At 67.3% G+C, this 19,525-nt stretch carries 15 protein-coding genes and 1 pseudogene; 4 read left to right on the top strand and 12 right to left on the bottom strand.

Going from position 1 to position 19,525, the window contains the following annotated elements:
- Positions 1 to 4 precede the first annotated feature (4 nt).
- Positions 5 to 802, top strand: coding sequence for a hypothetical protein (locus A2X88_02290; GenBank protein ID OGP33391.1), 798 nt, complete (start codon positions 5 to 7; stop codon positions 800 to 802).
- Here the strand turns inward: A2X88_02290 and A2X88_02285 are convergent.
- The 5 genes from A2X88_02285 to A2X88_02265 all read right to left on the bottom strand — a co-directional run bounded on the left by A2X88_02285 (position 776) and on the right by A2X88_02265 (position 6,545).
- Positions 776 to 3,037 carry a hypothetical protein gene (locus A2X88_02285; protein ID OGP33390.1) on the bottom strand — a complete coding sequence of 754 codons (2,262 nt, stop codon included), beginning with the start codon at positions 3,035 to 3,037 and terminating at the stop codon, positions 776 to 778. The two genes, A2X88_02290 and A2X88_02285, sit on opposite strands and share 27 nt — an antisense overlap.
- Positions 3,038 to 3,250: a hypothetical protein gene (locus tag A2X88_02280; protein OGP33389.1), complete on the bottom strand. Its 213-nt coding sequence runs from the start codon at positions 3,248 to 3,250 to the stop codon at positions 3,038 to 3,040.
- A 360-nt stretch (positions 3,251 to 3,610) separates the two neighbouring features.
- Positions 3,611 to 4,582, bottom strand: coding sequence for a hypothetical protein (locus A2X88_02275; protein ID OGP33388.1), 972 nt, complete (start codon positions 4,580 to 4,582; stop codon positions 3,611 to 3,613).
- A complete protein-coding gene (locus tag A2X88_02270) occupies positions 4,579 to 5,655 on the bottom strand; it encodes a hypothetical protein (GenBank protein OGP33387.1) in 1,077 nt (358 codons plus the stop codon). The genes A2X88_02275 and A2X88_02270 overlap by 4 nt, the downstream gene beginning before the upstream one ends.
- Before the next feature lie 17 nt (positions 5,656 to 5,672).
- A complete protein-coding gene (locus A2X88_02265) occupies positions 5,673 to 6,545 on the bottom strand; it encodes a hypothetical protein (protein ID OGP33386.1) in 873 nt (290 codons plus the stop codon).
- 53 nt (positions 6,546 to 6,598) lie between these two features.
- Here A2X88_02265 and A2X88_02260 point away from each other — a divergent pair, with 53 nt between their 5' ends.
- Positions 6,599 to 8,971 carry a hypothetical protein gene (locus tag A2X88_02260; GenBank protein ID OGP33385.1) on the top strand — a complete coding sequence of 791 codons (2,373 nt, stop codon included), beginning with the start codon at positions 6,599 to 6,601 and terminating at the stop codon, positions 8,969 to 8,971.
- A gap of 299 nt (positions 8,972 to 9,270) precedes the next feature.
- Positions 9,271 to 9,648 (top strand): hypothetical protein, encoded by a 378-nt coding sequence (locus tag A2X88_02255; protein OGP33384.1) that lies wholly within the window; start codon positions 9,271 to 9,273, stop codon positions 9,646 to 9,648.
- Positions 9,649 to 9,955: 307 nt separating this feature from the next.
- On the opposite strand, the gene A2X88_02250 is transcribed toward A2X88_02255, so the two are convergent.
- From A2X88_02250 to A2X88_02220, 7 genes are all read right to left on the bottom strand, one after another.
- The gene (locus A2X88_02250) at positions 9,956 to 10,801 is read right to left on the bottom strand and encodes a sugar ABC transporter permease (GenBank protein OGP33383.1); all 846 of its coding nucleotides are present in this window, start codon (positions 10,799 to 10,801) and stop codon (positions 9,956 to 9,958) included.
- The gene (locus tag A2X88_02245; protein OGP33382.1) at positions 10,798 to 11,760 is read right to left on the bottom strand and encodes an ABC transporter permease; all 963 of its coding nucleotides are present in this window, start codon (positions 11,758 to 11,760) and stop codon (positions 10,798 to 10,800) included. Before A2X88_02245 ends, A2X88_02250 begins: the two co-directional genes overlap by 4 nt.
- Complete coding sequence (locus A2X88_02240; GenBank protein ID OGP33381.1) at positions 11,757 to 12,800, bottom strand: ABC transporter; 1,044 nt, start codon at positions 12,798 to 12,800, stop codon at positions 11,757 to 11,759. Before A2X88_02240 ends, A2X88_02245 begins: the two co-directional genes overlap by 4 nt.
- A 125-nt stretch (positions 12,801 to 12,925) precedes the next feature.
- Positions 12,926 to 14,353, bottom strand: a complete 1,428-nt coding sequence (locus tag A2X88_02235) for a hypothetical protein (protein ID OGP33380.1) — start codon at positions 14,351 to 14,353, stop codon at positions 12,926 to 12,928.
- 608 nt (positions 14,354 to 14,961) lie between these two features.
- Complete coding sequence (locus A2X88_02230) at positions 14,962 to 15,774, bottom strand: peptide ABC transporter permease (protein ID OGP33414.1); 813 nt, start codon at positions 15,772 to 15,774, stop codon at positions 14,962 to 14,964.
- Between the two features lie 31 nt (positions 15,775 to 15,805).
- On the bottom strand, positions 15,806 to 16,726 hold the full coding sequence (locus tag A2X88_02225; GenBank protein ID OGP33379.1) for a glutathione ABC transporter permease GsiC: 921 nt from the start codon (positions 16,724 to 16,726) through the stop codon (positions 15,806 to 15,808).
- Positions 16,727 to 16,728: 2 nt separating this feature from the next.
- Entirely contained in the window at positions 16,729 to 18,285 is a 1,557-nt protein-coding gene (locus A2X88_02220) for a hypothetical protein (GenBank protein ID OGP33378.1), read from the bottom strand.
- A gap of 164 nt (positions 18,286 to 18,449) precedes the next feature.
- Between A2X88_02220 and A2X88_02215 the strand changes: the two are divergent.
- A pseudogene (locus tag A2X88_02215) lies at positions 18,450 to 19,525 on the top strand (hypothetical protein).

The raw sequence follows: 19,525 nt of genomic DNA, 5'->3' as shown, positions 1-19,525 counted from the left end.
GGACATGACGGTCTGGATGGCGATCCTCCTCGGGATCCTCCAGGGGCTGACCGAGTTCCTCCCGGTCAGCAGCTCCGGCCATCTCGTCCTCGCCCAGCATCTGCTCGGGCTTACGGGACCGGAGCTGGCGTTCGACCTGCTGCTTCACCTCGGGACCGTGGTGGCGATCCTCATCTTCCTCCGCCGGGAGATCTCCTGGATGCTCGGCTCCCTCTTCCGGCGGGAGACCGGGTTCGAGACGCCCGCCTGGGGGAAGCGCGACATCCTGCTGGTCATCGTGAGCAGCGTCCCGACGGCGGTCATCGGGTTCGCGCTGCGCGACTTCGTGGAGACCGGGATCACCCTGCGCGGCGTGGGGGGCGGGTACCTCGTCCTCACGCTGTTCCTGATGATGAGCAACCTCCGGTTCCGGCACAGGCTCGACCCGGACCGGATCTCCTTCTGGGACGCGCTGGCGATCGGGCTCATCCAGGGGGCCGCCGTGCTGCCGGGGCTTTCCCGGTCCGGATCGACGATCTCGCTGGCGCTGATGCTCGGGATCGGGGCCTCCCGGAGCGCGAAGTACTCCTTCCTGATCTCGCTGCCGGCGATCCTGGGGGCCTCCTTCCTGACCCTCTACCGCGGAGTGTCGGCGCTGCCCGGGGTTCTCCCGTCCATCTCCGGCTTCCTCTGCGCGCTGGTCGTGGGGTATGGTGCGCTGCTGCTGGTGGAGCGGTTCGTCACCCGGGGAAGGTTTCTGCGGTTCGCTCCCTACACCCTGCTGCTGGCCGCCGCCTCATTCCTTCTCCACTGGAGGGGGTGAGGGGGCCGGTTCCCGGCACTCGCCGAGTTCCGCGACCAGCCGCGCGATCTCGCCGTAGGAGTAGGGTTTCGACAGGATGGCCGCCGCCCCCATGGCCTTCATCCGGCCGACATCCTCGTCGCCGCTGAATCCGGTCGAGATGACGACCCGCGCCGAGGGATCGATCGACCGGATCTCCTCGAACGCCTTCTTCCCGTCCATGACCGGCATCCGGAGGTCCAGCACGGTGAGGGAGATCCGGTCCCGCTCCCGTCGGAAGAGCTCCACTCCTTCCCTTCCGTCCGAGGCGGTGAGCACCTCGTACCCCAGGGAGGAGAGCATCGCCCCGGCCACGTCCCGGACCAGCTCCTCGTCGTCGACCAGGAGGGCGGTGCCGGCCCGCATGTCCCTTCGTTCCCTCGGCGGGGATTCCACGGCCGGCTCGGCCTCCGGGATTGCCTCCATGGAAGCGGGGAGATCGATCCGGACCGAGGTCCCCTCCCCGGGCGCGCTCTTCACCGTGACGTATCCCCCGTGGGTCTTCACGATCCCGTAGACCAGCGCCATTCCGAGGCCGGTCCCTTTCTGAGGCTCCTTGGTGGTGAAGAAGGGATCGAAGATCCGCTCGAGGGTCGCCTCGTCCATGCCGTGGCCGCGGTCCTCCACGAGGATCGTCGCGTAGAGCCCCGCCGGAATCCGGAAAAACCGCTCCCGGACATCCTCCCGCAGGAGGGTCCTCCGGGTGGTGATCGTGAGGATCCCTCCGTCCGGCATCGCGTCCCGCGCGTTCACGCACAGGTTCATGAGGCACTGGCTCAGCTGGGTCGCGTCCCCCCGGACGACAGGGAGGTCCTCCGCCTTTTCCTGTCCGACCGAGAGGTTCTTGAGGAAGGTCTGGGAAACGAGGTCGGAGACCTCCTCCACGATCCGGTTCAGGGCCACCGGGAGATGCTCGTGCGTCCCCTTCCGCGCGAATCCGAGCAGCTGCCGCGTCAGCTGCGCACCCCGTTCCGCCGCCTTCACGATGTTGTCGACCGCCTTATCGGTCCCCGAACCGGCGAGCGGCTTGCTTTTCAGGTAGGAGGCGTAGCCGAGGATCCCGGCGAGGAGGTTGTTGAAATCGTGGGCGACCCCGCCCGCGATCCGCCCGAGGGTCTCCATCTTCCGGGAGTGGAGCAGCTGCTCCTCCATCGCCTTCCTCTCGGTGACGTCGACCCCGTGGAAGACGGCCGACTCCTCGCCCTCGAACCCGAAGATGGTGTATACGATCGTCCTCCCTTCCGCGAGGAAGGTCACCTCCCGGATTTTTCCCTTCGACGCGAGGACGTCCCGGGCGATCTCCCCGGCGTCGTCCGGGAGCAGCATCTCCCCGTGCTGGATCGGAAGGCCCATCCCGTACAGCGCCCGCTCCACGCTGGTGTTCGCGTAGAGGATCCTCCCTTCCGTGTCCACCTTCATCACCAGGTTCGGGTTCGAGGCGGTGAACCTGGCGAGGTCCAGGAGCGATTTCTCCCGCTTTCGGATCGCCTCCGCCATCCGGTGGAAGGCCTCCGAGAGTTCCCCGATCTCTCCCGCTCCCGTCACCGGCTCCGCTTCGTACCGGCCGGACATGATCCTCCGAGCGTGCCCAACCAGCCCGAGGAGCGGTTTCTGGATGTGCCGCATGAACAGGAAGTAGGAGAGGGCGAGGAACACCGCCAGGGCCAGCGTCCCCGAAGCCACCAGGAGGAAGAGGATCCCGCGCGCCTCTCGCCGAAGATCCTCGTCGTGGACGAGCGTGAGGATATGCCACCGCCAGGCGGGGAAAAACCGGTGGTATCCGAAGACCGCCCTTCCCTCCCCGTCCTCGAAGGAGACTTCCCGGGTCTCCCGGCTTCCTGAGAAGGAGGGTAAAGAAATGGAATCCAGCATCGCCCCGGAGTCGACCAGGATCCGGTTTTCGTCATCGAGGACGGCAAAACGGTATTCCCCCCGCACCCCGGAGGCCGAGTAGTGCGCGATCCGGGCAAGAACGTCCTGCTTGGCGGTCTGCACCGTCACCGGGTCATCTTCCTTCCTGGAGTCCAGCAGGCCGTGGAAGGTCTCCGACGCGATGGAATAGGTTTCCCCGGAGATCATCTCCAGCGGGCGTTTTTCCATCCGGACAAGCGTTTCCATGAGCCTCGCCGAGACGAGGTAGGCGGTGACGACCCCCACCGCGACGCCGACGGCCGTCACGACGAGGAAAAAGGGGAGAAAGAGACTGCGCGGACGCATCTATGGGATGACCGGCCTGGCGGTCCTCATTTTCTGGGGCCAGACGATCTCCTTCTTCCCGTGCTGCCACTGGATGATGATGCTCCGGTGGCCGATCTGGGTCCCGTCCTTCCGCAGCCGGAAGGGGCCCAGGATCGTCCCGTGCTCGACGCTCAGGAGGTTCGCCCGGATCTTCTCCCGGTCCAGCGTCCCGCTCTCCCGGCGGTTCGACATGATTTCCCCCCGTTGGGGTGTCCCGGTTTCCCGCGTGCCTGGCGCGGGCGGACCACCCATCCTTCTCGGGGTCGTATCGGATGAAAAAGTCCCGTTCTTTAACCGTATTTGGGCGTCTCGCCCGCCTCCCGGCGACCCCTTCATGAGGGCGCCGGGGGAAGGCTCCGCCGCCTCGGAGGGGGGCTTCGCTCCGCCCGCCCTCCGCCCCCGGTCATTCCTTAATCTCCGCTCATCCCCCCGTCCTTCGGCCGGCTCCGCCCAGTGTGCGCCCCGCCCCGAGGGCGCCGGGGGAAGGCTACGCCGCCTCGGAGGGAGGGGCTTGCTTCGCCGTCCCGACAGGGACCCTGGCTCGCTGGGGGGCTACCGGGGGGAGGGGGGGTCGGCGGGGACGGGGACCCGGCGGGTCGGCGTGAGGATCGCGTCCCGGAGGCTCTCCCCCGGGGGAAGGACGGCGCGGGGCCAGAGGATCGCCCGGGAGACGGAGGCCCCCTCGCCGACGACGGCCCCCTCCTCGATCACGGCGTCCGGGCCGATCCGGGCGCCGGGGGCGACCCGGGCCCCGGGCGAGAGGAAGACCGGCGGGCGGATGTCCGGACCCGCTCCTTCCGGCCGGCCCGGGGAGCCTTCCGGGGGTCGTTCGCGCAGGAGCGCGAGCGTCCCGTGCAGGTAATCGGCGGGGGACCCGAACTCGAGGAAGGTTCCATCCGAGTGGAACCCGTAGACGGGGGCGCCCTCCCGGACGAGGAGCGAATAGGTCTCCCGGATGATGCAGGAGGGTTTTCCCGCAGGGATGCGGGAGAGCAGCTCCGGTTCGACGATCTGGCATCCCGTGTAGAAGCCGGAGCGGATCCCTTCGCCCGCATCGCTCCCGAATCCGGTGATCCGGCCCTCGCCGTCCGTCCAGACCGGCGTGTACCGTTTCGAGGGATCCGGGAAGAGGACGAGGGTGGCCAGCGCCCGTTTCTTCCGGTGGAAGGCGAGGGCGGAAGCGAAGGGGAACCGGAGCACGGTGTCGCCGTTCGCCGCGACGAAGGTGCCCCCCTTCAGGAACTCCATCGCGTTCCGGACACCTCCGCCGGTGCCCAGGATCACCGGCTCGAAGGTGTACCGGACGGGGGTCCGCTTCCCCGCCCATCCGGTCACATGCTGCTGGATCAGCTTCGGCTTCGTGTGGAGGTTCAGGAGGAACTCCCGCACTCCCGACCGCAGGAGAAATTCCATGGTGTAACTGCACAGGGGACGGCCCAGCACGGGGACGATCGGCTTGGGAAGCTCGAACGAAAGGGGGCGCAGGCGGGTCCCCAGGCCGGCGGCGAGGACCATCCCCCTCACGGCGGCGCCTCCGCCGACGCCTTCGCGGCCAGGTCCGTCAGGATCGGGAGGAGTTTCGCCCCGAGCGGGCGCATGCGGGGGTTCCGGGCGACGTTGTCGGCGATGTACGCCACGGTGGGTGGAATGAACTTCAGGTACAGGGTCTTCCCCCGGTTCACGGCCTGGTTCCCGAAGGTGCCGATCGCCTTGACGTTGCGCTGGAGCGCCGCGAGGTCGAGGTGGAAAAAGAAGGTTCCCCGGTCCCCTCCCGCCCGCTTCAGCTCCCCGGGGGCGGCGTGACGGTAGACGTAGCAGAGGTGGTCGACCGTCTTCTCCGGAAGCGTCACGTAGGCATCCCGCAGCAGGGAGGAAAGGTCGTAGAAGAGGGTCCCCATCCGCGCGTCCTGGAAGTCCAGGATCCGGAGCGATTCCCTTCCTCCGTCCGTTCCCGCGGGGAGGACCATGATGTTCCGGCTGTGGTAATCCCGGTGGGCCAGCACGCGGGGCAGCGAGGAGAGGGTTTCGAGGAAGGGGAGGAACAGGTCCTCGATCGCCGTCTCCCGGGACGGGGAAAGCGGGATCCCCCCGTACTCCCGCACGGCGTGCTCGAAGAAGAAGTCGATCTCCTCGGCGAACTTCCTCACGTCGAACGCCAGACGGGAGGGAATCGCCTTGCCGTCCAGCGCCCGGGTTCCGTCCCGCTGGATCCGCACGAGGATCTCCAGGGAGCGCTCATACAGGGGAAGAAACCGGTCCGGCGACCCGGTGTCGCGGACGACCCCTTCCAGCAGCGTGTCGCCCGCGTCCTCCAGGTACAGGAGCCGTTTTTCCGGGGAATGCAGATGGATCCTCGGGACGGGAACCCCCGCCTTTTCCAGATACCGGTGGACGTTGACGAAGGGAAGCTCCTCCCCCGGGGCGATCTCCTCCGGGTAGTGCATCACGACCAGGGTGGGAACCGGGGATCCGGGCCCGATCGCAACACGGAAGTAGCGGCGCGTGGAGGCGTCCCCCGCCAGTTCCGAGATCCCGGTCACGCGGACCGGGATCCGGAAGAGGGCGGACAGGGCTGCCGATACGGACCGCTCGTCCAACGGCCGGGTCACCCTCCTTATGCGAGATACCGGTCCAGCGTGCTGCGGCATTCCGTGAGGATCTCGTCGAAGCTATTGTAGAGCGGGTCCTCTCCCCTTGTGTAGTCCCGAAGTTCCACGGTGAACGCCCCCCCGAAGCCGATCTCGGAGAGCACGGCGAACACCGGTTTCCAGGGGATCGAGCCGCGCCCCGGGACCAGGTGGTCGTCCCGTCCCGAGAGGTTGTCGGAGGCGTGGATGTGGACGAGCCTCGGGGAGGCCGTCCGGATGGCGGAAAGGACCTCCCCCTCGATGTTCGCATGCCCCAGGTCCAGGCAGACCCCCACCCGGTGTCCCGGGTACCGCCCCACGATGTCGAGGATCGACTGCACGCCGCCGGAGGGAAGCGGGGTGTTCTCCACGGCCAGCAGGACATTCCCCGGGACCGCCTCCAGCAGTTCGTCCATCGAGCGGAGGAAGGAGTTCCATCGCTCCGGAACCCACTGTTCCGCGGGGAAATGGGTGTGGATCACGAGCGTCCCGCCGCCGTGTCCGGCCAGCCATCCTCCGGCCGCTTCGGTCGCGGCGACCGACTCCCTGCGGTGCGCCTCGTCCTGTGAGGAGAGGGAGTACCACCGGTCCTTCTTGTAGGAGCGGACGTCGGGGTAGAGGGGGGCGTGCAGGCTCGCCACCCGGACTCCGTGGCGGGCGAGCAGCCCGGCGATCCTTTCCGCCGCCTCGGGATCGGCGTACGGGAAATGGGGCGGCATCGCCCAGATCTCCGCGGAGAAAAAGCCGAACCGCGGCAGAAGCGACGCGATCTCCTCGTCGATGTCATGGAAGACGAACAGGTGTGTGGAGAGGGAAATCTCCATCGGCCTCCGCTTTCCCTTGAGTTCTCCGGAGAACATCCAGGATAATACCATACAGGGTTCGATCCATTTTCTCTGCCGGAGTGTTTTTGTTGCCTCGCATCCGACTGCGGACAGGCGCCGCAGTTCTTCTGTTCCTGTCGTTCCTGGTCCAGGCTCCGCCCGCGTCCGCCTCTGACGCCCCGGACACGGACGAGACGCTGCGGGAAGGGTACTCCCTCCTCACAAACGAGGAGTACGACGAGGCGCGGCGGGTCTTTTCCCGGATCTCCCCCGACGGCTACGACCTCGGCGATTACCTTCTCTACTTCACCGGCTTCTCCCTCGCCCGCCAGGGGAAGCAGGAGGAGGCGGCGTCGGTCCTCGGGACGCTGGCCGGGTCCTTCCCGGAGTCGCCGCTGTCACCGTATCTCTCCCACGAGCTGGCCTACGCGGCCGCGAAGGCGGACGATCTCGCAGTGGCCCGGAAGCACTTCTCCGCTTCCCGGGGGAAGGTTTCGGGAAACGGGCGGAAGTCGGAGGAAGGGTACATCGCCGCGCGTCTTCTGGAACAGGAGATCCCGGCCGGGGAGGGGACCGCCACACCGCCTCCCCCCGTCAAGGAAAATGGAAACGGGATCGAACTAGAGGCCCTTCCCCTCCCGGAAGAGCCTGAGAGCCCGGCCCCTTCTTCCTCCGGCAGGTTCCGTCCGACTCCGGAGGCCGCCAGGGCCCATCTGGAAAACTTCGTGGTGCACACCGTGCAGGAGGGGGCTGCTCTCTCCATGGAGCGGCTCTGGAAATGGCGCACGGACGGGATCCTTCCCTTCCGGGCTCTTGGCGGCGGGTACATCGGAAAGTTCGCGAACGCCCTGTTCCGGGCCGGGGAGACGGCGAAGGCGCGGTCGGTCTACCAGGAGGCGCTGGCCGCCGATCTGCCCCCGGAGGAGTACCACGCCATCCTCCTCGACTATGCGGAGTTCCTGAGAAAGCAGGGCGACACGACGAAGGCGAAAACCCTCCTGGCCGCCGCGGTCGATGGGGCCCCGCCCGCCTTCCGGGCGGAGGTCGAGTTCCTGAGCGCCCGGGTGGACTGGAAGGCGGGCCGCTCGGAGGATGCCCGGCGGAAGTTCCTCCAGATCCCGGAGAGCGGCGCTTCCGCCGCCGTCGCGGAACGCTCCAGGAACCAGGCGGCCTGGATCTCCCTGGAACTGGGCGATCTCCCGGGCGCCACGGAGGAGTTCGGGAAGCTGGCCGGTGCGAAGGACGAGCAGATCCGGCAGGAGGCGATCTTTCGCCACGCGTTCGGGCTCTACCTGCAGAAGAACTACCCCGAGGCGGCGGTAGCCTTCATGGCGGGGGAGAAGAGCGGCGGGTCGTCCGTCGAGCGGGCCCGTCACGCCTACTGGAGGGGAAGGACCCTTCACGGGATGGGGGAGATGGAGGGGGGGAAGGCGCTGTTCGAGTCCATCGCCTCCGATCCGGGCGCAGGGCCGTTCGCCCTCTTCGCCGCGAAGCGCCTCGGCAGGGATTCCTTCGCGATGCTGTCCGCCCCCTCCAGCGGGGAGACGCGGCGGTGCGAGCAGGAGAAGGAGGAGCTGTGGGAGAAGATCCGGGGCGCCGGCTGGTCGAATGCGGACGGCCCCAAGGTCCGGCGGGCTGCGCGGCTCACCCGCCTGGGAATGGTGGAGTATGCCGTCCTGGAGGCGGAGCGCGTCGATCGCGGCGAAGTCCGGCGGGTGCTCGGGCTGGCTGGCGGGTATACGCCCGCCCTGTTCCGCTACCTTGCGGGGGACCTCCGGGGGGCGATCCGGGAGACCCTCGGGCTCGCGGCAGACCGGGGATCCGTCGGCCTGGCCGACCGCCTCCAGTACCCTCTGGCCCCGCAATTTGTGGGCGACTGCGACGGGAAAAAGGCGGGAGTGGACCCCCTCGTTCTGCACGCCATCATCCGCCAGGAGTCGCTGTTCCAGTACAACGCCCTTTCTCCGGCGGGGGCGGTGGGGCTGATGCAGCTCATGCCCCGGACCGCCCGCAGGGTCGCCCCCGCGGCCGGGATCCGGAGAAAGCTCCGGAGGAGCGACCTGCTCCGTCCGGAACGCAACGTCGCCCTGGGGGCGGCAACCCTTTCCATCCTTCTGAAGGAGTACGGGGGAGACTACCTCCGGGCCGTGGCCGCCTACAACGCCGGGGAGGCCGCCGTGGCGAGATGGTGGGAGGGGGCGGAGGGAGACCCGGCCCTCTTCCTCGAGCGGGTGACCTACCGGGAGACCCGGGGCTACCTGCGGAAGGTCTTCTTCAATCTTCTCCAATACTACCGGATCTACCGCCCGGAGATGTTCGCTCGGTATTTTCCCACCGCTCCGAAAGAAGGGACGCCAGCTCCCGGTGCTTCCGGGACCCCACCAGGCGAAGGGACGCCCGGGGCCGTCCCGGCTCCCGCGCCCTCGCAAGAATCTCCCGAAGCCGCCCCATCCGGCGGATAGCGGCCGCCGCGGCCTTCCGGAAGGTCCGGTCGTCCCGGGCCGCACGGGCCAGCGCCTCGGCGGCGGCCTGCCGTGCGTCCTCTCCCCGGCAGACCAGGGGGACGTCGCACCCCGCCGCAACCGCCCGCACGGCGGCCTCCCCGATCCCGTAGCGGGCCGCGACGGCCCCCATCTCGAGCGCGTCCGAGAAGAGGACGCCGCGGAACCGGAGCCGCTCCCGGAGCAGCCCCGTCAGGATCTTCCGGGAAAAGGTGGCCGGAAACTCTCGGTCGAGGGCGGGGTAGAGGACGTGGGCCGTCATGAGGGCGGGAATCCCCGCGCGGACGGCCCGCTCGAACGGGAGGAGGTCCCGGGAGAGCAGCGTCTTCCGGCTGCTCCGAACGACCGGAAGCTCCTCGTGGGAATCGGTGTCGGTGGCCCCGTGTCCCGGGAAATGCTTCCCGACCGGGATCACCCCCCGGGAGAGGGTGGCTCGGAAGCAGGCGGTCCCGAGGAGGGCCGCCTGCTCCGGGTCCGCCGAGAGCGCCCGGTCCCCGATCACCGGGTTGTCCGGGTTGCTGTCCACGTCGAGCACCGGCGCGAAGTTGATGTCCACCCCCACGGCGCGCAGCTCCGATGCCATCGCCCCGGCGGCCGCCTCCGCCGCGCGCCCGGCGTGGCAGCAGAGGGTGGAGTAGCAGCGGGCGGGCGGGAAGCGGGTGAAGCCCGGGGCGGTCAGGCGGCGGACCCGGCCTCCCTCCTGGTCGACGGCGATCAGCGGCGAGGGGCGGCCCCTGCCGGCGGCGGCCCGGATCTCGCGGCAGAGCTCCCGGACTTGCCGGGGCCCCTCCACGTTCCGCGAGAAGAGGACCACTCCCGTGGCGGTCCCCTCCCGCAGCCAGCGGGAAAGCCACGGGGGAACCTGCTTCCCCTCGAAGCCGACCATGAGGGGGGCGGTCCGGGCGGCGGTCGTGACCGGGGCCATGCGTCCTGCGGTCCCGCCCGCTACTTCACGGAGCCCATGGTGAAGCCGGCGATGAACCGGTCGAGGAAAAAGGTGTAGAGGATCGCCACGGGGATGCTCGCGATCAGCGCCCCGGCCATGAGCGGGCCCCACTGGAACACGTCTCCTCGGACGAGCTCCGTCGGCACGCCGATGGAGACGGTCTTCTTGGCCGATACGGAGATGAAGGTCAGCGCGTAGATGAACTCGTGCATGGCGAGGGTGAAGGCGAACACGACGACGGTGAGGATCCCCGACACCGAGATCGGCAGGACGACCTTGACCATCGCCCCGAGCCGGCTCTCCCCGTCGATCATCGCCTGCTCCTCGATGTCCTTCGGGATCGACTTGAAGAACCCCATCAGCAGCCAGGTGCAGAAGGGGATCGTGAAGGTCGGGTAGATCAGGATCAGCGACCAGAGCGACTCGTGGAGCCCCAGGAAGGCGATGAACCGGGAGAGGGGGATGAACAGGATCGTCCCCGGGACCAGGTAGGTGAGGAAGATCCCGATCCCCATCGTCTCCCCCCACCCCCGGGCCCACCGGGTCAGGCTGTAGGCGGCCGGGACGGCGGTCGCCAGCGTGATCGCGACCACGGCGAGCCCGACCCAGAAGGTGTTCAGGAGGTACTGCAGGTAGTGGGTCTCGAAGAACAGCAGCCGGAGGTGGTCCAGCGTCGGCGGCTCGTTGAACAGGAAGGGATTGTTCGTCGGGCTGAACAGGTCGTGGTCGGTCTTGAAGGTGGCGATGAGCATCCAGTAGAACGGGAAGGCCCCGAAGAAGGAGAAGGCGCCGACCACCGTGTAGAGTCCTCCCCGTGCCGCCAGTTTCCGGAGCGGTCGCATCACGTCACCTCCGTGCGCCGGGCCAGCTTCAGCATGAGAATCGCCACTCCGGCCAGGACGGGGACGAGAAAGAGGGAGACCGCCGCACCCTGGGCCAGGTCCCCCCCCTCGATCCCCTTGAAGAAGGTCCAGGTCGCGATGACCTGCGTGGACTGCACCGGGCCGCCGCGCGTCAATACGTAGACGACGGCCATGTCGGTGAACGTGAACACGATCCCGAACAGCACCGCGATCGTCATGATCGGGAGGACCAGCGGGATGACGATCTGGAAGGTTCTCCGCCAGAAACCGGCCCCGTCGATATCCGCCGCCTCGAGGAGCTCCTTCGGGATGGAGCTTAAGCCCCCCAGCACGATCACCGTCGCCAGGGGCAGCATCCTCCAGACGTGGACGAAGATCACGGAGGTCATCGCCAGCGACGGAACCCCCAGCCAGTAGAGGTTCGGGTTCGACCCGAACAGCGCACCCGGGGAGCCCAGCAGCCCCCAATGCCGGAACACCCAGTCGATCGGGGAAAAGACCGAGTCGAGCATCCAGAGCCACCCGATGGTTCCCAGCGCGATCGGTGCCGTCCACGGGAGCATGATCAGGAACCTCGCCAGCCATTTCCCCTTGAAATCCTTCATCAGGGCCAGTGCGAGGATTTTCGAGAGGACGAGGACCAGGAACTGGGAGGCGAAGGTGAACACGATGGTGTTCCAGACGGATCTCCGGAACACCGGGTCCGCGAAAGCCGCCCGGAAGTTCCGCAGCCCTGCGTAATCCAGGCTCGGGTCGCCGGTCGAGACGTCGCTCATGCTGTAGAGGATGGCCATGACCAGGGGGATCCCGATCAGCGCCACGATGTAGACGATCGCCGGAGCGATCATCACCAGGCCGAGCCATTTCTCGCTGTCCGCGAGCCGGTGGGAATGGGCGGCGCGGACGTTCCCCGGGGTGGATTCCCGAACCGCGGGCGTCACGGTGTGTCCCAGAACCGCCTGGGTTCGGCCCGCAATCCCGTGTTTCCGTCGAAAAACCTGATGTCGGTCTCCTTGATGGCGAACTCGTAGTGTTCCCCCGCGGCGAGGTGCAGATCCAGCGTGGAGGGGATGTTGACGATCACCTTCTCGTCGGGGAAGGTGTCGCGCATCGCCCCGTACACGAGTCGGTCCGACCCCAGGTGCTCGACCCGGTCCACCCGGACCCAGAGCTTCACCAGCGGCTCCCGGGTGTCGTAGGCGGAGACCGGGAGGAACTTCTCGGGACGGAACCCGGCGATGAAGTCGTCACGCCGGAAAAGATTCATCGGTGGGGACCCGAGGAACCCGGCCACGAAGGTGTCGGCCGGCTCGTTGTAGACCTCCTGCGGCGAGCCGATCTGCCGCACCTTCCCCTTGCTCATCACCACGATCCGGTCTCCGAGCCCCATCGCCTCCACCTGGTCATGGGTCACGTAGATGGTGGTGGTGCCGATCCGCCGCTGGAACTGCTGCAGTTCGAACCGGGCCAGCGTCCGAAGCTTCGCGTCGAGGTTGGAGAGCGGCTCGTCGAGCAGGAACACGCTCGGCTCCCGGACCACCGCCCGGGCGAGCGCAACCCGCTGCCGTTCCCCCCCGGAGAGCTCCCGAGGCTTGCGGTGGAGCAGCTTCTCGATCCCGAACGTCGAGGCGGCCCACTGTACCTTCGCCGGGATTTCCTCCTTGGGATATCCCTGGGACTTGAGGGGGAAGGCGATGTTCTTGAACACCGTCATGTGGGGATAGAGGGCGTAGCTCTGGAAGACCATGGCGATCTTCCGGGCGCGCGGGGGGAGGTGGTTCACCACCTCGTCACCGATCCGGATCTCGCCGGAGGTGGGGGTCTCGATCCCCGCGATCATTCGCAAGAGGGTCGTTTTCCCGCAGCCGGAGGGACCCAGCAGCACCAGGAACTCTCCCTCGTCGGTCGCAATATCGACATGGTCGACCGCCACCACGTCCCCGAACCGTTTCGTGATTCCCCGGACTTCGACCTGCGCCATTCTCCTCGTCTTCCTCCCTCTTCCGGGTCGTTCGGGGATGTACTATGCGGGATTTTCCGCAGGATTTCAACCCGCGGCGCGCGGGGGGGCCTATCCCCCGCGCGCATGCGGGTCCTTGCAGACGACTACGATTTCCCTCCCACGAGGCCTTGCTTGCGCCACTTGGCGAAGATCGACTTCGCGAGGAGCTCGGCCTGTTCCACCGCCAGCTCCGGCTTCATCCCCCTGGCGCCGTTCGCCATCATGTTCGAGAGGACGAAGGTGGCGAACACCTCCCCGATCGCCGGGTTCGTCGGTCCGGGGTGTCCCACGTTGGTGCTCCACTTCTCCGCATCCTTGAGCGGTTTCAGTTTTCCCTTTTCCTCTCCCGGGAGGGCGAACGGATCCTCGTCGAACCAGGCGTTGTGGAGATCCCGCATCGTCTTTGCGCCGTTCACCTTCGGATAGCCGCGGTCCCCCGCGGGAATCGGGGCGTCGAAGAAGGCGGGAGAGGTGTAGAGCTCGCTGCCGTACATCGCCTGGTCGTAGTTCTCAATAATCGCGAGGAGGAACCTCTTCGCCGTGTCCTCGTTCTTCGAGTATTTCGGAATGATGTAATTGTAGACGACGTGCTCGCTGGCCCAGGCGGTCCCGCGGGGGCCCTTGAGCGCCGGCGTGAAGTAGACGTCCTTGGCGATCTCCGGAACCTGCTTCTGCGCGGACCGGTAGGCCGAGATCGAGTTGAGGATGTACGAGGCCCGGCCGGCGATGAGCGCCTGGTTGTTGGAGACGGCGGACCAGGCGAAGACCTCGGGCGTCATCGCCTCGTCGTACAGCCGCTTCATGTATTTGACCGCCTCGATGGTGTTCTTGTTGTTCAAGACGACGTTTTCCCCCACGTCCTGCACGCTGCTGTCGAACGACCAGATGAGCGCCCGCGCCGCCATGTCGGAGTCGAGCTCCTGGGACAACCCGATGCCCAGCTGGATCCCCTGCTCCTTCTTGATCTTCCCGCCGTAGGTGACCAGGTCCTCCCACGTCTCCGGCCCGTTCGGCTTGCCCGCCTTCTCCCACAGGCTCTTCCGGTAGTCCCCGGGGTCGATGGTCCACCCGTGGCAGAAGCCGAAGAACTTCTTCGTGCGCGGGTTGTAGGAACTCCGCTTGGCGACGGACAGCTGCTTGCCGAACTTCTTTTCCGCCTCCTTGACCACGTCGGTCATGTCGACGACGCTCGGCGTGAACTGGGAGGGCGGGAAGATCCACTCGATCAGGTCATGCCCCTGCCCCGCGGAGATCTCCGCCGCGGTCCGGGCGGGGATCTCCGCCAGCCCGATGTGGTCCACCGTGACGTTCACGCCGTTCGCCTGGCCCCAGTTCTTGGCGAAGTTGTCGAAGAACTCCTTGTCGAACCGGGGGACGAAGTGGGACCAGACCAGGATCTTGAGCTCCTTGCCCGCCGCATACCCTCTTCCGGGCAGGATGAGCGACGGTGCTACCCCCGCGGCGAGCGTGCCGACGCCGGCCGCCTTCAAAAAGTCCCGCCTGGAAATGGAACCCCGTTTCTCCTTTCCCATCGCGTTCCTCCTTCCTGTTCAGGAATTGAACGAGCCGACGCACTACCCCACCGGAATGCCCCAAGGACCTGTTGCGATGCATAAGGGGGTCTTTCCTGACCATTACAATCGACTGGGGATTCCCTGTCAAGGAAGGGATGCGGCGGATCAAACAAGGTTTCCTGCTTCCGGCCCTCTTCCGGCGCCCGCGTCGCGCCCCGTCGCGGGGGTGCACGCAGGGGCTTCGCCGCCTCGGAGGGGGGCTTCGCTCCGCCCGCCCTCCGCCCCCACCATCATCTCCGCCCGGCTTCCAGGGATCCGTTCCGGAAGAGGCCGTGCACCGAGAGGGGCGATGCGCCGCATCCGGCGAGGCGCCCGACCGAGGCGTACCCACGGCGGTACGGTGAGGAAGGGCAACGAAGCCGGGGCGGATGCAGCGGCCCTCGAATGCCGGGATCTGAGGGAATGGACCCCTGGAGGCCGGCCCCCCTCCTTCGGCTGGCTCCGCCCGGTTGCCCCCTCGCCACGGGGCGCGCCAATACGGCTGATGCTTACGTGGGACCCCCCGCGAGCCAGGGTCCCCGGTTGGGAACGGAGCCGTTCGTGTGCGCTGCGTTGGGGCGGGGGCTCTACCGGATCTCCTCCCGGACGTCCAGCGCGTCGCGGAGCCCGTCGCCGATGAAGTTGAAGGCCATCACGGTGAGCATGATCGCGATCCCCGGCGCGAGGGTGAGGTGGGGCGCGACGAAGAGGAAGTGCCGCCCCTCGCTGATCATCGCCCCCCAGGAGGGAGTGGGCGGCTGGACCCCAAGGCCCAGGAAGGAGAGGCCCGCCTCCGCCACGATGGCCCTAGCGATCCCGAAGGTCGCCTCCACCAGGATGGGGGAGAGGGCGTTCGGCAGGATGTGCCGGAGCAACAGCCTCGCCGGGGGACTCCCCACCGCCTGCGCCGCCTGGACGAACTCCAGCTCCCGGACCTGCAGCACCTGGGCGCGGACGAGACGGGCATAGCCGACCCACCCGAGGACCGAGAGGGCGATCAGGACGTTCCGGAGGGAGGGCCCCAGGACCGCGGTGATTCCGATCGCGAGCAGGATCCCCGGAAAGGCGAGGAGCATGTCGGCCAGCCGCATGAGGAGACGGTCGGTGCGGCCCCCGAAGAACCCCGCCAGCGATCCGGCCAGCAGCCCCAGGAGGAGCGAGATCGACACCGTACCCAGTCCCACCGCGAGGGAGACGCGGGACCCGAAGGCGAGGCGGCTGAAGATGTCCCGGCCGAGCTTGTCCTGGCCGAGCCAGTGCGAAACCGAGGGAGGGGAGAGGCCGGAGTCGAGCGCCTGCGTTCCGGGGTCGTACGGGGCGATCCAGGGGGCGAACAGGGCGAGCAGCAGGACCGCGGAGACCACGGCCAGGCCCGCCGCCGCTCCCCGGTGACGAAGCAGCCGCGCACCACGGATCCCGCTCCTCGGCCGCTCACTCAACCCGGATCCTCGGGTCCAGCCGCAGGTAGAGAAGGTCGGTGAGCAGGTTCACCGCGACCGTGAGGACCGCGAGGAACAGGATGCATCCCTGGACGAGGGGGTAGTCCCGGGCTTCGATCGCCTGCAGGGTCAGGCGGCCGATCCCCGGCCAGGAGAAGATCGTCTCCGTGATGACGCTGCCGCCCAGCAGCGACCCGAACTGAAGGCCCAGGACCGTCAGGACCGGGATCAGGGCATTCCGGAGGGCGTGCCGCAGGACCGCGGCCCTGCGCGACAGCCCCCGGGCCGCCGCCGCCTGGACATATTCCCGGCGGATCTCCTCGAGCAGCGACGCGCGGAGCATCCGGGTGAGGATCGCCGCCATCCCGGTCCCCATCGTCGCCGCCGGGAGGACGAGGTGGGCGGCACTTCCCCATCCGCCGACCGGAAGAAGCCCCAGCTGGATCGAGAAGAGCAGGATCAGCAGCGGACCGAGCCAGAAGTTCGGCATCGAGAGCCCGAGCATGGAGAACAGGCCGCAAAGGTGGTCGACGGCGGAGCGCGGGCGCATGGCGGAGAGGACCCCGAGGGGAAGCGAGACCAGGAGGGCCGCGAGCAGCGAGGCGAGCGCGAGGAGCAGGGTGGCGGGGAACCGGGAGAGGATCTCGCGAAGGACCGGCTCACGGCTCCGGAAGGAGGTTCCCAGGTCCCCCCGGAAAAGCCCCGAGAGAAACTCCACGTACTGGGTCGCCAGGGGGCGGTCGAGTTTGAGCTCCTTTCGGAGCTCCTCCTTCTGCGCGGCGACCGCGTTCTCCCCCAGCATGATTTCGACCGGGTCGCCGGGGATCAGGTGGATCAGGAGGAAGACGATCGTCACGACGCCGAGGACGACCGGCACCGCCTGCCAGAGCCTGGCGACGAGAATCCTGCCCACCCTCAGGTGCCGCCTTTCCCGGGTGCCGGAGGCTCCACCCGCATCTGCTTCACGGAGCCGTAGTCCTCGTCCGGCGTGACGACGAAGCCGGTGAACCGGCGGTCCCGGACCAGGATGTTCCGGTGGATCCAGAGGGGAAACACGGGCAGCTCCTTCGCGAGGATCCGCTGGACCTTTCCGTAGATCTCCTTCCGCTTCTCCCGGGAGGATTCGCGGCGGCCCGCCTCCACCAGACGGTCGACCTCGGGGTTCCGGTACCCCCCCCGGTTGGCCCCCGCGGGAGGGACGCTTCCGGAATGAAAGGCGTAGTGGTAGATGTCCGGGTCCTGGATCCCGACCCAGGTGAGGCTGTAGAGCTGGAAGTTCCCCTTCCGGATGTCCGAGAAGAAGGTCCCCCACTCGAAGGAATGGATCTCCACGGCGATCCCGACCGCCCGCAGCTGCTCCTGGAAGACGGCGGCGATCCTGCGCCGCAGTTCGTTCTGGGAGGTCTTGTAGGTGAGGGAGAACCTGGGCTTTGGCCCCGCGCCGTCCGGGTCCGGGTACCCCGCCTCGTCGAGGAGCCTCCGTGCGGCTTCGGGGTCGTGGCGGACCGGGGGGATCCCGTCGGCATGCGCCCAGAATCCGTTCGCGAGGATGGAGTCGGCGACGTCCGCGTGCCCCCCCCAGATCGCCCGGACGATCGCCTCCCGGTCGATCGCCAGGGCGATGGCGCGCCGCACCCGCCGATCGGAAAGGATCCGGTCCCGGAGGTTGAACCCCAGGTAGGATGCGTTGCTCCCGGGGGCCTCTTCGGCCGCCAGGTTCTTCTGTTCGAGGGCCGCCGGGATCAGATCGGGATCCACGCCGTTCAGGACGAAGTTCACGCTCCCCTTCCGGAGCTCGAGGAACCGGACGTTCGTGTCGGGGACGAACTTCACTACCACCTTCCCGATCGCGGGAGGGTCGCCGAAGTACCCGTCGAACCGGGAAAGGTGGACCGCCTCGTCGCGCCGGAAGTCGTCGATCCGGAAGGGACCGGCTCCGACCGGCGGCGCGTAGGCCGACACGGGAGCGCCGCGCGGCACGATCCCGCGGACCAGGCCGGCGAGAAACGGCGCGAACGGCTCCGAGAGCCGGAACAGGACGGTGCGATCGTCGGGGGTCTCGATCCGGGAGATCGACGTGTACCCGTGCCGGTGGGGGGAGCGGTTCGCCGGGTCGAGGATCCATTCGAAGGTGGCGCGCACGTCGGCCGAGGAAAGCTCCCTCCCGTCGTGGAACCGGACTTCCTTGCGCAGCCGGAAGAGGAACTCGGTCGGGCTTTTTTCCTCCCAGCTCCCGGCGAGGTCGGGGACCGGATTTCCCGCGGCGTCCATCCGGATCAGGGAGGCGTGGGTCATCTGTAATAGTTGCGTCCCGTAGGCGTCGGTCGCGAGCCGGGGATCGATCGTCTCGGGGGCCCCGGGGAGCGCGATGACCAGGGTCCCCTCGTCCGCCGGCAGTTTCTGGCCGCACGCGGAGAGGGCGGCCAGCAGCAGAACCAGGAGGGGGAGGGTAACGTGAAATTCCCGTTTCACGCGCCCATGGTATCACGGGAAATAGGAACCTACGGAGGGGTCCCTTCGAACCCCCTGAAGAGGGGGCCCTTCGAATCCCCTTAAGATGAAGGTGTTCTCTTCCGATAACAGGAACAGGTAGGGCAACACCATGTTTTATTTTTTTTCGGAGGGGCCCGGACAGTATGGACAAGACCCCCGCCTTTCATGAAAGCATCCTCGACGAGATCGAGGATCACATCATCGTCGTGGATGTGCCAGATATGAAAATCCGGTACGCGAACCGGGCATTTCTGAAATCCTACGGCCTGCCCCTGGAAAACATCAGAGGAAGGCACTGCTACGAGGTGACCCACGGTCAAAGCGAACCGTGCGACCAGAGCGGTTTGCCTTGCCCGGTGAAAACGGCTGTGCAGACCGGTGTTTTTTCCCGGGTGGTCCACGTCCATCCCGCCAAGGACGGGAGCGAGGAGATCTTCTCCATCATGGCCTACCCCATCAGAAATCCGGAGGGGCAGATCACCCACGTGATCGAGATGTCCCTTCCGATCACCGAGTACGTGAAGGGAGAAGAGGAGAGAGGCCGGAAAACCGAGCTGTTCATGAAGCTGCTGGAGACGAGCCCGGACGGCATCATTGGGAACGACCGGAAGGGGAACATCTTCCTCTTCAACGATGGCGCGGAGCATATCTTTTCCTATCGTCGGGAAGATGTGATCGGGAAGATCAGCGTGGGGGACATCTATCCCCCCGGAGTCGCCCGGCAGGTCAAAAAGACCCTCTATTCCCCGGAGCACGGAGGCCCCGGCAGATTGATCGACTTCGAAACCCGGGTCGTGGGGGCCGCGGGGAAGGAGATCCCCATCCGGCTGTCCGCGACCTTGATCTACGACCAGGGCGAGGAGGTCGGCACGATCGGGTTCTTCCATGACATTTCCGGGAGGAAGGCCCTGGAGCAGGAACTGATTGAGCTCACCATCACGGACGCCCTGACCGGTCTGTACAACCGGAGACACTTTTTAACGGTCCTCCAGAAGGAGCTGGACCGGGTGGACCGCACGAAATCCACCTGCTCGATCCTCATGATCGACCTCGACCAGTTCAAGAGCTTCAACGACACCTACGGCCACTCGGAGGGAGACAGGCTTCTCCGGGAGGTGGCGGACACGATCCGGGCCTCCATCCGTTCGATGGACTTCCCGTTCCGGTTCGGCGGCGAGGAATTCGTGATCCTCCTTCCGGAAACCGGAGCCGCCGGTGC

Source organism: Deltaproteobacteria bacterium GWC2_65_14, assembly GCA_001797615.1.
Classification (GTDB): Bacteria; Desulfobacterota; Deferrimicrobia; order Deferrimicrobiales; family Deferrimicrobiaceae; genus GWC2-65-14.
The sequence above is the reverse complement of the archived record's forward strand: the minus strand, read 5'-3'. Positions and strand labels throughout refer to the sequence as shown.

Excerpts from the sequence above, each read along its gene's own strand:
- A2X88_02290 (OGP33391.1), top strand. The coding sequence starts at position 5 with ATGACGGTCTGGATGGCGATCCTCCTCGGGATCCTCCAGGGGCTGACC.
- A2X88_02285 (OGP33390.1), bottom strand. The coding sequence starts at position 3,037 with ATGCGTCCGCGCAGTCTCTTTCTCCCCTTTTTCCTCGTCGTGACGGCC.
- A2X88_02280 (OGP33389.1), bottom strand. The coding sequence starts at position 3,250 with ATGTCGAACCGCCGGGAGAGCGGGACGCTGGACCGGGAGAAGATCCGG.
- A2X88_02265 (OGP33386.1), bottom strand. The coding sequence starts at position 6,545 with ATGTTCTCCGGAGAACTCAAGGGAAAGCGGAGGCCGATGGAGATTTCC.
- A2X88_02255 (OGP33384.1), top strand. The coding sequence starts at position 9,271 with ATGAGGGCGGGAATCCCCGCGCGGACGGCCCGCTCGAACGGGAGGAGG.
- A2X88_02240 (OGP33381.1), bottom strand. The coding sequence starts at position 12,800 with ATGGCGCAGGTCGAAGTCCGGGGAATCACGAAACGGTTCGGGGACGTG.
- A2X88_02235 (OGP33380.1), bottom strand. The coding sequence starts at position 14,353 with ATGGGAAAGGAGAAACGGGGTTCCATTTCCAGGCGGGACTTTTTGAAG.